Source organism: Emticicia sp. TH156, from assembly GCF_002855535.1.
Lineage (GTDB): Bacteria > Bacteroidota > Bacteroidia > Cytophagales > Spirosomataceae > Emticicia > Emticicia fluvialis.
This window is the reverse complement of sequence record NZ_PKRS01000009.1, coordinates 140,958-155,666: the sequence shown is the minus strand read 5'-3', so window position 1 is coordinate 155,666 and position 14,709 is coordinate 140,958. Positions and strand designations below refer to the sequence as shown.

At 42.5% G+C, this 14,709-nt stretch carries 12 protein-coding genes; 7 read left to right on the top strand and 5 right to left on the bottom strand.

From position 1 onward, the window contains the following. Positions 1-23: 23 nt before the first annotated feature. The 3 genes from dtd to rsmA are packed head-to-tail and all read right to left on the bottom strand — an operon-like array spanning position 24 to position 2,628. Positions 24-476: a D-aminoacyl-tRNA deacylase gene (gene dtd, locus C0V77_RS17380; protein WP_101727625.1), complete on the bottom strand. Its 453-nt coding sequence runs from the start codon at positions 474-476 to the stop codon at positions 24-26. 6 nt (positions 477-482) lie between these two features. Next, positions 483-1,838, bottom strand: a complete 1,356-nt coding sequence (gene mgtE, locus C0V77_RS17375) for a magnesium transporter (RefSeq protein ID WP_101727624.1) — start codon at positions 1,836-1,838, stop codon at positions 483-485. 10 nt (positions 1,839-1,848) lie between these two features. Next, positions 1,849-2,628: a 16S rRNA (adenine(1518)-N(6)/adenine(1519)-N(6))-dimethyltransferase RsmA gene (gene rsmA / locus C0V77_RS17370; protein WP_101727623.1), complete on the bottom strand. Its 780-nt coding sequence runs from the start codon at positions 2,626-2,628 to the stop codon at positions 1,849-1,851. 164 nt (positions 2,629-2,792) lie between these two features. On the opposite strand from rsmA, the gene C0V77_RS17365 reads away from it, so the two are divergent. From C0V77_RS17365 to C0V77_RS17335, 7 genes are all read left to right on the top strand, one after another. Beyond that, entirely contained in the window at positions 2,793-3,467 is a 675-nt protein-coding gene (locus C0V77_RS17365) for an OmpA family protein (RefSeq protein WP_101727622.1), read from the top strand. A 109-nt stretch (positions 3,468-3,576) separates the two neighbouring features. Further along, positions 3,577-4,440 carry a PD40 domain-containing protein gene (locus tag C0V77_RS17360; RefSeq protein WP_101727621.1) on the top strand — a complete coding sequence of 288 codons (864 nt, stop codon included), beginning with the start codon at positions 3,577-3,579 and terminating at the stop codon, positions 4,438-4,440. Between the two features lie 100 nt (positions 4,441-4,540). Next, positions 4,541-5,077: an RNA polymerase sigma factor gene (locus tag C0V77_RS17355; RefSeq protein ID WP_101727620.1), complete on the top strand. Its 537-nt coding sequence runs from the start codon at positions 4,541-4,543 to the stop codon at positions 5,075-5,077. Beyond that, the gene (locus C0V77_RS17350; protein ID WP_101727619.1) at positions 5,077-5,775 is read left to right on the top strand and encodes a hypothetical protein; all 699 of its coding nucleotides are present in this window, start codon (positions 5,077-5,079) and stop codon (positions 5,773-5,775) included. Before C0V77_RS17355 ends, C0V77_RS17350 begins: the two co-directional genes overlap by 1 nt. Beyond that, a complete protein-coding gene (locus tag C0V77_RS17345) occupies positions 5,772-6,800 on the top strand; it encodes a hypothetical protein (RefSeq protein ID WP_101727618.1) in 1,029 nt (342 codons plus the stop codon). The genes C0V77_RS17350 and C0V77_RS17345 overlap by 4 nt, the downstream gene beginning before the upstream one ends. Before the next feature lie 67 nt (positions 6,801-6,867). Next, positions 6,868-10,227 (top strand): PAS domain S-box protein, encoded by a 3,360-nt coding sequence (locus tag C0V77_RS17340; protein ID WP_101727617.1) that lies wholly within the window; start codon positions 6,868-6,870, stop codon positions 10,225-10,227. A gap of 74 nt (positions 10,228-10,301) precedes the next feature. After that, positions 10,302-10,835, top strand: coding sequence for a nuclear transport factor 2 family protein (locus C0V77_RS17335; protein ID WP_101727616.1), 534 nt, complete (start codon positions 10,302-10,304; stop codon positions 10,833-10,835). Between the two features lie 39 nt (positions 10,836-10,874). On the opposite strand, the gene C0V77_RS17330 is transcribed toward C0V77_RS17335, so the two are convergent. Both C0V77_RS17330 and C0V77_RS17325 read right to left on the bottom strand, forming a co-directional pair. Then, on the bottom strand, positions 10,875-11,951 hold the full coding sequence (locus tag C0V77_RS17330; protein ID WP_101727615.1) for a hypothetical protein: 1,077 nt from the start codon (positions 11,949-11,951) through the stop codon (positions 10,875-10,877). Between the two features lie 123 nt (positions 11,952-12,074). Continuing rightward, a complete protein-coding gene (locus tag C0V77_RS17325; protein ID WP_101727614.1) occupies positions 12,075-14,708 on the bottom strand; it encodes a TonB-dependent receptor in 2,634 nt (877 codons plus the stop codon). Position 14,709: the final 1 nt, after the last annotated feature.

Genomic DNA, 14,709 nt, shown 5'->3' with positions numbered 1-14,709 from the left:
TATTTTTCAGCTGCCCTCTTCTGTTATATCTTATTCTTCGAATCAATTATTATGGTTACGGGGCCATCGTTCAATAGAGACACTTTCATATCTGCTCCAAACTGTCCGGTTTCTATGGGCTTACCTAAATCTGTAGTCAACCGGGCAATCATTTTTTCATAAAGCGGTATGGCTACCTCTGGCCGAGCGGCTTCAATGAACGAGGGTCTATTACCCTTCCTGGTACTGGCATGTAAAGTAAACTGGCTGATTAACAGTATCTCACCATTAACGGCGGTTATATCCAGATTCATTTTTCCTTCTTCGTCGCCAAACACCCGCAAGCCTGTAATTTTTTTTGAAAGCCAATCAATATCCTCCTCTGTATCGGTATGTGTAATACCAAGCAGAACCAAAAACCCTGAACCGATTTGCCCTTTTACGGCATCGTCAATGGTTACAGAAGCCTGAGTTACCCTTTGAATAACAGCAATCATGATTTGTCAAATTCGAAGCAATAAATGCGCAATTAATAGATAAGTACCTATGCCGATGATGTCGTTGGCGGTAGTAATGAATGGTCCGGAGGCTATTGCGGGGTTTATGCCGAGCCTGTTCAATAAGAGCGGGGTTACTGTACCCATAAACGATGCCAGCACAACAACCGCCAGCAAAGAAAAACAAACTACCAGAAAAAGTGCCGGCTCTCCAATAACATAAATATAGGCCCCTGCCAATGCCCCGATAACCAGCCCGTTCACCAACGCTACCAGAATAATCTTGAAAAGCCGCTGCCATAAACTTGTAACAATACCCGTTTTTTCTGCCAGACTCTGCACAATTAAAGACGATGTCTGTATACCTACATTGCCCCCGGTTGACCCCATAATAGGTATAAACGCAGCCAGAGCGGCTACTTTCTGAAACTCAGCCTCAAAGCCTTTAATAACTGTGGCAGCCAGTAAGCTACCCGCTACCCCTACTACCAACCAGGGTAAACGCGCCTTGGCCAGTTGCCAAACGCTGTCGTCTTCTTCTGCTTCGCCGGTAATACCCGCCATTACCTGAATATCTTCTTCGGCTTTATCGGTAATAAAGTCAACCACGTCATCGATGGTGATTCTACCCAGCAATCTCCCCAGGGTGTTCACTACCGGAATAGCCTCCAGGTCATATTTCTGCATCAGGTCGGCTACTTCTTCGGCTTTGGCTGTAGTTTCAACAAAGACAATGTCATCATCCAGAATATTCTCTATTCTGGTGTTTTTACGGGCCAGCACAATTTGTTTCAGAGAAACAATCCCTTGCAATTTCTGCTCGTCATCAACTACATAAATGGCAAATACTTTCTCAACATCCTCCGCCTGCCTCCTGATTTCCTCCACGCACTCGCTCACTGTCCAGCTCGAATTAACCTTTACCAACTCTTTCTGCATCAATCCGCCTGCAATATCTTTGGGGTAATACATCAGGTCAATAATGAACCTGGCCTGCTCTCGGTCATCAAGCATCGCTATTACCTTCTCCCTTACCTCTATTGACTGCTCGTTCAGCAAATCAGCAGCATCATCCGAATCCAGCAAATCTACATACTTGGCAATTTCTTCTACCGTAAACCGCTCTTTTATAAAGCTCTTGCGTGTATCAGGCTCAATGTGCGCCAGTATTTCGGCCCCTGTTTCAATATCAACCAATGTAAGCAGATAATGCCCCTGTTCGCCGTCCAGTTCAAGCAAAATACCGGCTATATCCGCCGGATACAGCTCTTCCATTTCGGCTTTCAGCAGTTTCTCATCTTTCTGCTCAATGGCCGTCTCCAGCTTTTCAACGTACTCTCTGGTTAGGTCAAAAGTACTCATATCTACTCAGTTAGTTTTCAGTAAAGGCCTTTGTCAACAGTATAAATTCTGCAACGCCCAATTGTTCGGCGCGTTTATTCAACAGCTCATGTTCAAAATTCAGGCCAATAGGCTTTAAAGCATTACGAAGCGTTTTTCTTCTCTGATTAAATCCGGCTTTTACCACCTGAAAAAACTTTCGCTCGTCGCAATCCAGTTTATCAACTGCATTTCTTTTCAGACTTATCACACCCGAATCTACTTTAGGCGGCGGGTTAAAGGCCCCGGGCAAAACTGTAAATTCATACTTAATATCATAATATGCCTGCAAAAGCACGCTAAGAATACCATAATCTTTATTGCCCGGTGGTGAGGCTATCCTTTTGGCAACTTCTTTTTGCAGCATACAAACAACTTCTGCCACAGTATCTTTATGCTCAAGAACCTTGAAGAAAATCTGCGAAGAAATATTGTAGGGGAAATTACCAATGATACCAAAAGTCTCAGAACGCTCAAACCCTTTTAATTCAGACAGGTTCATTCTTAGAAAATCTTCAGAGAAAATTCTGTCACTCAGTTCCGGATAGTTCGTTTTCAGGTATTCAACCGACTCTCTGTCAATTTCAACTACCGATGTCTGGTATGCTGTATTCTTCAGCAAAAACTGGGTTAGCACGCCCATACCCGGGCCAATTTCAAGCACCTTCGTATATCCTTTATGGAGCGCTAACAAATTTACTATTCTTTCGGCGGCATTCAGGTCTTTCAGAAAGTGCTGTCCGAGATGTTTTTTAGGCTTAACTTTTTGCATGCTCAAAATTAGTTCTTTCTAAGCAGAAAGTGTTGAAAGGTTCTGATTTTGTTGAACATCTTCCACATTTTGTATAAAGATTTACTCCATAAACCCCAATTAAGCTAATCTGGCTGCTCAGGTACAGTTTTTTATTGTATTACACCAAAAAAATACCAAAACTCATGAAACGCAATCTTATTTCAAAATCAATAGTTTTAGCTTCTGCTCTGATGCTTGTAGGCTATACTAATATGAGTTGTAAATCAAGCAACTCAGTTACAAAATCAAATTCAAAAGACAACAATAAGGTAGCTATTAGGCCACCTGCCAATGCCGAGCAGGCTACCATTACTACGGTTTCGATGGGCGGCGCCAATGGCGATGAACTCAAAAGAATTATGGCAGACTACGTGCCGGCCATGAACGAAAACCTGATGGGTATAGCCTCGGTTGAAGCATACGATGAAGGTCTGCTGGTTACCATGACCAAAGGAAACATCTTTAAAGTTGACTCTTATATGATAAACGAGAATGCCAAACAAGACCTTCTCAGAATTGCCTATTCATTAAAACAAATGCCTAATACATTTGTTTTGGTAGGTGGCCATGCCGATGCCACAGGCAAAAACGCATATAACGAAAAACTTTCAAGAAAAAGAGCGGTTCAGGTTGCTAACTATCTGCGTTCGGCGGGGGTAGAAGAAAACAGATTGCTGGTTGATGGCTTTGGCGAAAAGGTACCGGTTCACTCAAACAAATATCTGGCGGGTAGAAACAAAAACCGCAGGGTTGATTTCTTAATTGTGGCTGACAATTCTATACGTGAAAGTGTAGTTAATAATACAGGCGGAAGATAAATTAATTACTTCCTTTACACATCCGACCGGAGTAGCCCATCGCTGCTCTGGTTTTTTTATGCTTTACGAATCAGGTTTTTAGCTATATTGGGCAAATAAACCAAAATACATGAAACACCTTTTTTCGGTTCTGTTTTTTTTGATTCACTTTTCATTGCAGGCGCAGGTTGGAACAGAAATTTACCTGTTTGACCTCCAATACAAAAACAATAGCTTTAGCTTATCTAACCCTGTCAATATTACCTTACACAAAGGGTATGACAACCAGCCGTTTTTTCACCCGACCCTTCCTTTGGTTTATTATGCCTCTGCCAACGATAGCGGGCGCACCGATATTAAATCTTACAATTACAAAAAGGGCATCAGCAGGCAGATAACTACCACAACAGAACACGAATACTCTCCTACCATCACGCCTGATGGGAGATTCATTTCATGTATTATTCAGAGAGACAACGGAAGTCAGGATTTGGGTAAGTATCCGGTAAATGGCGGGCAGTCTGTAACTCTCATCAATCATCTGAAAGTAGGATATCATACCTGGACAGACCCTACGCATCTGCTTTTATTTGTTCTGGCAGATACCACCAACCATTTGCATTACTATGACCTTGATACTAAAAAAAGCGTAATTCTTGGTTCAAAGCCGGGCCGTTCGCTGCACAAAATCCCGGGAGGCAATACATTTAGCTTTATAGATAAAACAGCAGAAACATGGCTGATTAAGGAGTTTAATCCTGCAACCGGAGAAATAACACCTATTGTTGCTGCAATAGGCAAGTCTGAAGACATTACCTGGACACCCAATGGCTACATACTTACCAGTGATGGTAAAAAGCTCTTTGCCTTCAAGCCCGGGTCTGGTTCGGTGTGGCAGGAAATAAATACAGCTCACCTGCCCGGGTCTGGCAAAATTACACGCATGGCTGTCAATAAAACAGGCACTAAACTAGCCCTAGTAGTAAGTGAATGATACTGACTACTCAGGCACCTATCCTACTCTACCATTTATTTCAAAAAAAATTGCATACCCGGGCAACGTTGCAGGCTCATAACGGATTATTGTTAGTGAGATGAATTTAAACGTTACGATACAACACTGTAAAGCCGGAAACAGAAAAGCACAGAAAACAATCTTTGATTTGTTTTCGAAGACTTTCCTACGCTTGAGTTTCCGTTATCTCAACGACAGACAATACGCCGAAGATGCCTGTCTGGAAGCCTTTGCCTTGATTTTTGAAAGCTTAAAAGCTTTCGACTATCAATCAGATGCCCAGACCGAAGCATGGATGAAACGAATTGTGGTGAATCAGTCGCTTAAGATTTTACGGCGTAATAAAAATTTCCTCTTCCAGTCATTATCAGACGAAGACCCTTTGGAATCGACAAACATTGGTATTGAAGATGATATGAGCGGACGAGAAATTCTTGAACTGATTTCATCTCTGCCTGATGGTTATCGTGCAGTTTTTAATCTGTATGTTATTGAAGGCTACACCCATACCGAAATCGCCTCTGCGCTGAACATTACTGAGGGGACTTCACGTTCGCAGCTATTTAAGGCGAAGATGATGCTAAAAAAAAATATTGAAATGAAAAAGGTAATATAATGACACCCGAAGAGCAAAATATAAAAGAGAAGATAGATGGCTTATCTGACCTTGACGTTTTTTTCAATGACACAAAGCTTTGGGAACGTCTGGAACCCAGATTGGAGCAATCAAAAGCCCGTAAGCAAAAGGCGGTATGGCTTTGGGCAGCGGCCTGTCTGGCTATTACTGGACTATCGTTTTACTTCTACTTACTACCTGTCGACAAGCAGCAAAAGATATATGCTGTGACACCACCGCCAGCTAAGTCCAACACAACTATCACAAAAGAAAAACCTGCACCACTAAAACAAAAAGTTAACAAGCTACAGCGCGTAGCACTGCCAAAACCTGAAACAAAAAAAGAAAATGTAGAGATTGAGGAAACCAATGAAAGACTGATGTTAACCGACCTTAATTATTTGAAAACAACAGGAAAGCTCTCAATGCTTCCGAGTGCCAAAGATACTGTTCAATATGCTATAACTTATAAAGCCCAAAGGGTAACCACCCTAAATCTGCCTGTTATCCCAGGTGAGATGATGAAACGGGAAACCTTTGCCAAAAGGGCATTCAGGCAAATAAAAAGCTTTAATACCGAAGGTAAAATTGACTGGCGCGAGCTGAATATAGAGCCACGCAATGTGTGGGCTTACCTTGGAAAAAGCTTTATAGTTGATACTTCACAAATAAAAACTCCAAAACATATCAAAAAATGAAAAAGCTGTTACTATTAACTGTCCTGAGCTTTGCTGTACACGCTACTTTTGCTAAAGAAGACTCTCTCATTGCTCGTATAGGCAATAAAGCCAAAGTTACCTTCTACGCCGAGCGACCAGAAGACCTGAAAGAAATTGAAAAGTACGACCTGAACCTTTTGTTCAGACAACTGAAAAGACGAGCCGAAAAGAATTTCACTTTTTCGGAAGATGTAACTTTGAAAGATGCCGATGAACTAAAAAACAGAGAGGCCAATAGAGTGGTTAGCCCACAAAGTTGGTTCAGAGGCATGAATCTGAACTTGTTTGTAGGGGCTACCAAGGCCTCTGTTGACAAATACCGCTCTGCATATTCAAATATTGAATGGGCCGCTCATTTTCTAGGGAATCCTTATCAGGGAAAATTCGGAAACTCGGTGGTCGTCAGAGACTTATATGATATTGCCAGTGAGCAGTCTATTATGTTTGGTATTGGAGGATATTTTGATAAAACTCTGTTACAAAAAAGAAAAACCTCAATAAGCCTGAAATATGGCGCCGGATTTGACTTTATTAATACCAAAATGGCACTTAAAAAAGGCCGTTGGATTCCATTTCCGGAAGACTCCATATACATTAATTCATCCGGCACTATGCCTCCAGATTTAATCAGAAGAAGTATCCTTTCTACTAATGTTTATGCAGAATTACAGCCTACTTTTAATTTCTTCAATAGCAAAGGTGAGAAAACCTTTAGATTTGGTGTGGGTGTTAAAGTAGCTTCTTCATTAAACAGCTTTAACAAAAGCACATTTTCAAAAAATTATCTTTATGAGCAGAATGGACCTTACGTAACCCTAAAATACAAGGCTCTTCAAACTGCTCTGACGGCCACCGTTGGTTACAAATATGTAAACATGTTTTATCAGGTTACCCCCAACAATATTGTTGTTAATGGTGCTGTTCAGCCTGAGTATTTTCCTTTTAATACTCCTCGCCAAATCAATGCCACTTCTTATGTAATCGGCTTAAGATTCGGCAAATAAATTAGGGTTTAAAATCTTCATCTTTATTTGTAGATTTACCTCATAAAATATACCTATTAAGAGAAAGATGACGGCCGAAAAATCGAATGAAGACTTGTTGTATGAGATTGAAAAACTCAAACGCAAACTTGAAGAAGCTGAACACAGTGATGCCATTGACCAGCTACAGGATTTAGTTGATAATACGTCTGAGATTATCATGCTGCTTTCGCTGGACGGGCGGTTCCTTTTTGTCAACAAGGCTTCAAGAGAAGTTTTAGGCTATACCAGCGATGAGCTTTCAAGACTTACACTTCAGGATATTCTTCACCCGCAGTTTGCCGAAGATATGCTGGTTACATTGCAGCAGATAAAAACCGAAAGACAGGTGGTAGATTACCAGACTGTTATGCGTAATAAAGAGGGTAAACGTGTGTATCTGCTTGGGGACATCAGCTGCAGGTTTGAAAACGGAGTACCTACGGCTTTCCGCTGCCTGTTTCGTGACATTACCCTGCGCCGGCGCGCCGAACGAGCCCAGCAATTATATTATACCATTGCCCAGCTGAATCTGAATACCCTGAACCTGAAAGATTTTTTGACACAGGTACATGTAGAGTTACAGAAACAGATTCAGGCCAATAATTTCTTTGTAGCGCTCTTTGAACCTGAAGACGGCACCATCTATTACCCTTATGTTGTAGATGAGTATTCAGACACGAGCGAGAATTTCCTGCGCCGAAAACTGGGGAACGGCATTATTGAATATTCAATGGTGCAAAACAAGCCTCTTTTTCTTTATAAAGAAGACATTGAACGTCTTTCAGAAACCGAGAGGTTAACCTTATACGGTTCTTCCAAACCTGAAGTAATGCTTTGTGTACCCTTAAAGGTAGATACCAAAACTACCGGGGTAATTGGCGTACAGTCTTACAGTGACCGTAATAAATTTACCATCCGCGACCTTGAATTGCTTGAATTTGTTTCGGGCCAGGTGGCAGTAGCACTGGTAAGAAAACAGAAAGAAGAAGACTTACTAAGGCAAACATCTCGCCTCAATGCTGTGTTTGACAGCAGTTCACACGTGATCTGGACAGTGAACCTGAAACGCCAGCTAAGCTCTTTCAATAAAAATTATGAAGAATTAATCAGAAAAAACCTCGGGTATCCGCCTGAAATCAACTCAAGTACCGAGAAAATCGGCTGGCGCCTGATTGCCCCTGAAGACCGCCCGGTGCTTCGCGAAAGATACAATGAAGCCTTTAAAGGCAAACCTCAGAATTTTGAAATGCACTGGGGACACATAGATGGTGGCGACGATTGGTATGAGTTTTACCTGAACCCCATTCTTTCGTCTTCAACCGGGCAAATAGAAGAGATTTCGGGCATTGCCCAAAACATTACCGAAAAGAAAAACTCTACCATCAGGCTGCAAAAAAGTGAACAGAAATTCCGCGATACCATTGAGTCGTTCATCGATATCTATTACCGAACTGATCTGGCCGGAAATATTAGTATGATATCACCGTCGGTACTTACCCACACAGGGTATTCTGTTGAAGAGGTAATGGGCAACAAGGTGGATAAGTTCTTTGAAAACGCCATTGACAGCTCAAAGAATATCAAAGGGCTGTTGAAGTCGGGCAGTATTACCAACTTTGAGGTAGTAGTAAAGCGCAAAGACGGAGAGTTACGGCAGTTTATGCTCAATATCAGAATGATTAAAGATGCCAAGGGTATTCCTGTTGAGGTAGAAGGGGTAGCACGTGATATATCAGAGCTGAAACATGCCAACGAAGACTTAATTGTTGCCAAAGATGAAGCCGAGCGGTCGCTTAAAGTAAAAGAACGTTTCCTGGCCAATATGAGCCATGAGATTCGTACACCAATGAATGGCGTAATTGGAATGATTGACCTGATGTACGAAACGCCGCTGAATCCGGAGCAAAGAGATTATGTTCAAACCATCAAGAAATCGTCAGAAACCCTGCTGACCATTCTGAATGACATACTTGACCTGTCTAAAATTGAGGCCGGCAAAATGGACTTGCACAATGCCCCGCTTGATATACGTGAGTTATTAGAACGACTGGTGGGCTTGTTCCGTCAGCGGGCTATCGAAAAAAACAATGCACTTACTTATCATATAGCCGAAGACGTACCCGACTACCTGATTGCTGACCAGACACGATTGTTACAGATTTTCTCGAACCTGACTTCTAATGCACTGAAGTTTACAGAGAATGGCAGTGTAACGGTTTCGCTGTCTAAGGTATCATCTAACGGAAAAATTCATATCCTGAAAGGCGAAATCAAAGATTCAGGCATTGGAATATCAGAAGAAGACCAGAAACTACTGTTCGGGGCTTTTCAGCAGGTGGATAATTCAACCAAAAAATCATTTGGCGGAACAGGCCTTGGCCTGGCCATTTCACGTGAGCTATGCCGCCTGATGAAAGGCGACATGGGGGTAGTTTCGGGCGAAGGCCAAGGAAGCACTTTCTGGTTCACGATTGAGGTTCGTTCTACCAGCATCAGCCCGAGTGTTTCTGATAATGATTCAGGCGAGATTCAGCTAACTAACTTTTTCAGTCAGTATTCACCTAAAATTCTATTGGTTGACGACAATCAGGTAAACCGGAAGGTAGCTTCAGAAATACTCAATAAGTCAGGCTGTACTGTAACAACTGCCGAAAGCGGCGCCAAAGCCATTGAGATATTTGGTGATAATCCGTTCTTTGACCTCATTTTTATGGATATTCAGATGCCGGAAATGGATGGCATAGAAACCACCCACCGCATGCGTGACATCTATGGGTCGTCACTACCCAAAATAGTAGCCATGACCGCCTACTCCATGCAGCACGACCGGGAACGTTTCCTGAGCGAAGGGATGGACGACTACGTACCTAAGCCCATCAGAGCCGCTATTCTGGTTCAAAAAGTAAACGAACTGGTAAGAACCGAAGGCAGAACAGAAGAAACCGCAGCCACGGCCAGAAGCGGGTCTGCCAAAGAACCAATCATCAGAACACCAACTGCAAAAAACAACCAGCCTGTTATAGATGTTAAAGGGTCTGCCGCTACTTCAGATTTCAGTGTGGCTGCCGGTATACCCATGTTTGATATGGAAGTCGTAAATCAGCTGAAAGAAATGGTAGGAGAAGAAATGCTGCTGACCGTATTTGAGGATTTTGAACAGGAGGCTCAGGAGCAGATACGCAATACCAAAGAAGCCTACCCTGACCATGTAAAAACCATTCAAAGCGAACTGCATACCTTGAAAGGTAACTCAGGAACCATAGGGCTGGCGCGTATTCATGAAATTACCAAAGAAATTGAAGTGCCGTCTAAAACAGGAGATTTAACCTATTTTAAAGAAAGAATGGCCGTTTTAGAAGATGAATTTGCCAGATTTAAAGAAACTTACAGGCAGGTTTTGTCTTGATTAATGAATTAAAAATTTGCAATACTCCCATATTATTTTCGTTAATTTGAACAGGCGATTAAACAATTAAACAAATGAAATTTAACACTTTATTACTTGCATTTATAGGTGTGATGGGCTTTGCAGCAGAAGCCAGTGCACAGACCGACGACGAGGCGATTAAAGCAACGCTCTACAATTATCTGGATGGTGGAGCCACCGGCGATTCGGCCAGATTGAATCGCGCGTTTCATCCTGCTGCCAATCTGCGTAGCCAGTCAAACGGACGTATATCGGAGATTCCGGTAAAAAAATTCATTGCCTCTGTACCAGCTGGGGGCGCAAAATGGAAGAGTAATGTGGTAAGTTACAGTTTTGCCGGAACCGCCGGAACCGCAGTAACCGAAGAAGAATTTGAGAATTTTAAATATGTTGATTTCCTGAATCTGCTAAAAATAAATGGGGAGTGGAAAATTGTGAGCCGCGTGTTCTCTAAGGTCGACAAAACCATCGCGGTGACCTCATCATCAACCGGCGCTGCGGCGCCTTCAGCAGGCAATCTGAAAGCAGGCAATGCCCCGGTTAAGAAACCGGCAGCTAAACCCAAACCATCTGATGATGGCTGGTGATAAAAGCAGAGGCCTCGTGTTCCGGTGAGGCCTCTGCTTTTATCCGGCCAATTCACTTAGCCATGTTTTTATTTTTTCTACCCATTCTGCTTGTTTAAAGGTATCCTGGCTGTGCCTTGTTTCGTCGTCATAGGCTCGCTGCAAGCTGTTCATCTCTCTATAAGATTCCAGATATTCAAATTGTATCATGCTGTTCAGGTCATCAATGCTTTCTGCCTGCATGGCACTTACTTTTTTCTTGAATCGCTCCACAATCAGTTTGGTAATATCAAAATGCAGTTGTTCGTGCGCCAGTGCATAAGTCGTTCTGGCACTTTCATTCGCCCACGACATCCCCCGAACCATATAGGTTCTGGTCTGAATATTGGCACGAATAATTCCTCCCGACACATTAAATGACGACAAATACCCAAAATTGCTAAAAATAGCTGCGCCATATCTATTCAATCCTGACGGGCTGCCTCTGAAATCGTCCCAAGTTACTTTTCTGGTTTCATAATAGATGGTGTCTTTATCATTTATCTTGTAATCAGGCATGAGCGTTATCTCAATACCTCTGGCCAATGCTTCATGCTTGCCGTTGTTCAATTCCAGCCAGTCGGTAAAATACTGCAATGTCTGCAAAACCAGCCTGCGTAAAACCGACTCATAGTTATTCATATTGGGCGCACCACCAGAACGCTTGTAGTCCAGGTACACATGAGAGTCCACCAGCTTTATTGTATCATTCCTGCCGATTCTCTCAAAACTAACCGAAAGTGTCATTTTTCCATTAATCCCGCCCTGGGCATTTCTGGTTTCATGCAAATTCAGTTGAGTAAGATTATAAAGAACGGGGGTTGTTGCGGTATTTTTTGGCAAATTTCCGGATATAAATCTTTGCAATCCATTTTTTACGCCACCGGCTATGGTAATACCTGCTTTGGTGTCAGCAGGCGTAATAATAGTACCCAAACCATTTTTTTGCACCCTGCCGTCTTTTACATCGGCAATGTAATAACCTATTGGTTTTACATCAATCGGAGTGTCTTTCAGTGTAATCACATACTGTGCAAGTGTAGTAGGAGCTACACAGCAACAATAAACTATCATTAATGTATCAATAATTCTTCGCATTTGTTACACCTTATTTTACCAAATATGCAAAAATTAGAGCGTTTTTTTATAATTAAAAAGCCTGTTAAAAAAAAATCTGCATAGCGGCACAGAGCCCCTATGCAGATTTCTATCTACCAACGATTACTTTTTGGTTTTATTGAAATTCAGGTCGCAAACTATCCCAAGATAAACTATGCGGCTGATAGGTGCCGAGCCATAAACACTGATAGCATTGGCATTGGTAAGATTTGTACCTCCCAGCTTAACAGTGCTGCTGAGGTCTTTCAAAAAATAATTTAACTGAGCATCAAGTGTTCCAAAGGCTTTAATCTCTCCCTCATCAAAAGGCATAAAGTACATATAAGCGCTGCTGTGCCGATAATTAACTGAATAGGAAAAGTTTTTAGTGATAAGGCCATTTGCACCGATATTAAATTTATGCTCAGGCGTATTAAAACCGGCAATCAGGTTTTTGATGTCTGATATTTTTGCCCAGGTATAATTACCATAAACACTCAGTTTGTTGTTTACGCGGTAATCAAGGCTAATAAACGCGCCTTGTGTGGTAACCTGTTTCTCGAAATTAGCCCAGGTCTGAATAAACCTGCCTCTGGTACGGTCTGGTGCTGTTTTGGCCCAGTCGCCGGTTTTTTGCTGATAGTTACCCTCTGGCATTTTGCCGTCTTCACGCCCCTGAAAACGCACAATACCTATAAAACCATTATATAAACTACGGTAATAACTCAGGTCAAGTTGTAAGTCTTTGGTAAGTAAGGCTTTATAACCCAACTCCCAGCTATTCATTTTTTCAGGCGCCAGCTTCTTTACTTCAAAAGGCTGTGTACCTGTTGAGTTTAACCCCTTGAAGCCGTTTTCAACATTACCAATCAGCAAAATACTACCGTAGTCAAGGTAAATATACTGGTCAAGCTGTGCGGGGGCTCTGTAAGCCGTAGCAAAGTTAGCTCTGAAATTATGCCTGCCAACTGAGTAAACAGCCGAGATGCGTGGAGAAAACCTGGCTTCAAAATTCTGAAAGAAGTCTATCCTGCCTGCGGCTGCGAGCGTAAGTTTTTCATTAAGAAGTTTTTGCTGTACCTGTCCGTATATGCCTGATTCCCAATTGACAATGCTATTCCTTTTTTCTTTTGACAGAGGCGAGAAATTACCATCAGAAAGTAAAGTGCCATTTGATTTCAGTAAATAAGTTCTGTAAGCTCCGCCAACTACAATGTTGGTTGTGGCCAGCTTAAATTCTCTCTGTGCTGAAAAATCAGTATAACGGGCTGTGTTAGAGAAGGCAGCACCTTTGATGGTTGAGCCATTGATTGTCAGGTCGCCAACGCCGTCAGCAACTTTTTGGGTAATCTGATTAAAAAGTGGAGACCCGGCACCTAACTGCAGCGATTGTGTAAGATTAAACGCAAGCCTGGCGGCATCCTGAATTGACTGCCCGCCCTGAATGGATGGTATTGAAAACGCACTGGGTACGCCACCATTTATCATATCGGGTGTATACACACCTGCAAGGCTCCCTCCATCAAAACCACTGCCACGTGCAGCAGCAAATATCTGGTTCCAGGCATTAAAGTAATTACCTGACACGGTTGGATACACCCCATTTTTAGGGTCTGTGAGCCTTACGTTCTGCAAAGCATTGGCTACACCCCCTACTTCATAGGCTTTACCGCCATAATCAAACATAGTGTAAGCACGTATAAACCACTTGCTGTTTTTTATTTCAAACTTGTGTAAATCATATTGCATTTCACGCCACGCAAACCGGCTGGTACTCTGAAAAATTCCATTACCCAACGACCAGCGATACTCATAAGAGGCCTGTGTATTTTCATTGATTTTGTAATGCAAAGACGGATTCAGACGGATGCTCCCGGCCTGAAAGCCTTTCATGTTCAGGAATTTGCTCCCGTCATTTGCCCCTATAACATCAGCCTCGTTAAAGCCCGGCATGTAAATGCGGTAAGGCTGGTTATTGTTATATTGAGTATACCGGGGGTCTGTAACAGTTAGCCCTGCATCGCCAAAATAGTTGAGCTTGTTCCAGCCAAAAGGTGAGCCATAGGCATTATTGGCTGCATCAGACCCGGCCAACCCACCAACTGTGGTGGCCTTAATGGCAGCGTCTGAATTACCCATAAACTCTTGCCCTTGTGTAAAATTGGCGTTGAGCTTAAAGGCAAAACGCCTGGCAAATATTTGTGCATATCTTAGTTGTCCGTCAATTAAGGATCGTGAGCCGCCACGGATAGATGCAGCCAAACCCTGATGCCTGAAAGGGTCTTTTGAGTGCATCAGTATTACTCCGTTAAATGCACCTGAACCATAAAGTGCCGAATTGGCACCGTATATTACTTCAATGTTATCAATATCCAGGTCTGGCGTACCCATCCAGTTTCCACCATATAGCGACGACGTGGGCGACATAAAATCGACATAATCTGCCAGTTGTAAAATTCTTTCGGCTTTAGAGCTGTTAAAACCACGGGTACTTAAACTTGTTACAAACCAGCTCGATTGGCTTACATCAATACCCTTGTATCTTGACAAAGACGAAATTAACTCAATACCCGGCGACTGCTGCAGTTGCAAAGCCGAAACTTTGGTAACAGAAACGGGGGCTTTAAAAATACTTTCCTCAATTCTGGATGCCGACACCACTACTTCATTTAAAGCCCGGGTACTATCGGCCGGCACATTCTGCCCCCATGCCATATTAGTTGCCAGACAAGCCAGTAAGTAAAGTTTTCTTCTCATG

What these genes read in the sequence shown, in the direction of transcription:
- dtd (WP_101727625.1), bottom strand. Translation starts at nt 476, where the DNA reads ATGATTGCTGTTATTCAAAGGGTAACTCAGGCTTCTGTAACCATTGAC.
- mgtE (WP_101727624.1), bottom strand. Translation starts at nt 1,838, where the DNA reads ATGAGTACTTTTGACCTAACCAGAGAGTACGTTGAAAAGCTGGAGACG.
- rsmA (WP_101727623.1), bottom strand. Translation starts at nt 2,628, where the DNA reads ATGCAAAAAGTTAAGCCTAAAAAACATCTCGGACAGCACTTTCTGAAA.
- C0V77_RS17365 (WP_101727622.1), top strand. Translation starts at nt 2,793, where the DNA reads ATGAAACGCAATCTTATTTCAAAATCAATAGTTTTAGCTTCTGCTCTG.
- C0V77_RS17360 (WP_101727621.1), top strand. Translation starts at nt 3,577, where the DNA reads ATGAAACACCTTTTTTCGGTTCTGTTTTTTTTGATTCACTTTTCATTG.
- C0V77_RS17355 (WP_101727620.1), top strand. Translation starts at nt 4,541, where the DNA reads ATGAATTTAAACGTTACGATACAACACTGTAAAGCCGGAAACAGAAAA.
- C0V77_RS17350 (WP_101727619.1), top strand. Translation starts at nt 5,077, where the DNA reads ATGACACCCGAAGAGCAAAATATAAAAGAGAAGATAGATGGCTTATCT.
- C0V77_RS17345 (WP_101727618.1), top strand. Translation starts at nt 5,772, where the DNA reads ATGAAAAAGCTGTTACTATTAACTGTCCTGAGCTTTGCTGTACACGCT.
- C0V77_RS17340 (WP_101727617.1), top strand. Translation starts at nt 6,868, where the DNA reads ATGACGGCCGAAAAATCGAATGAAGACTTGTTGTATGAGATTGAAAAA.
- C0V77_RS17335 (WP_101727616.1), top strand. Translation starts at nt 10,302, where the DNA reads ATGAAATTTAACACTTTATTACTTGCATTTATAGGTGTGATGGGCTTT.
- C0V77_RS17330 (WP_101727615.1), bottom strand. Translation starts at nt 11,951, where the DNA reads ATGCGAAGAATTATTGATACATTAATGATAGTTTATTGTTGCTGTGTA.
- C0V77_RS17325 (WP_101727614.1), bottom strand. Translation starts at nt 14,708, where the DNA reads ATGAGAAGAAAACTTTACTTACTGGCTTGTCTGGCAACTAATATGGCA.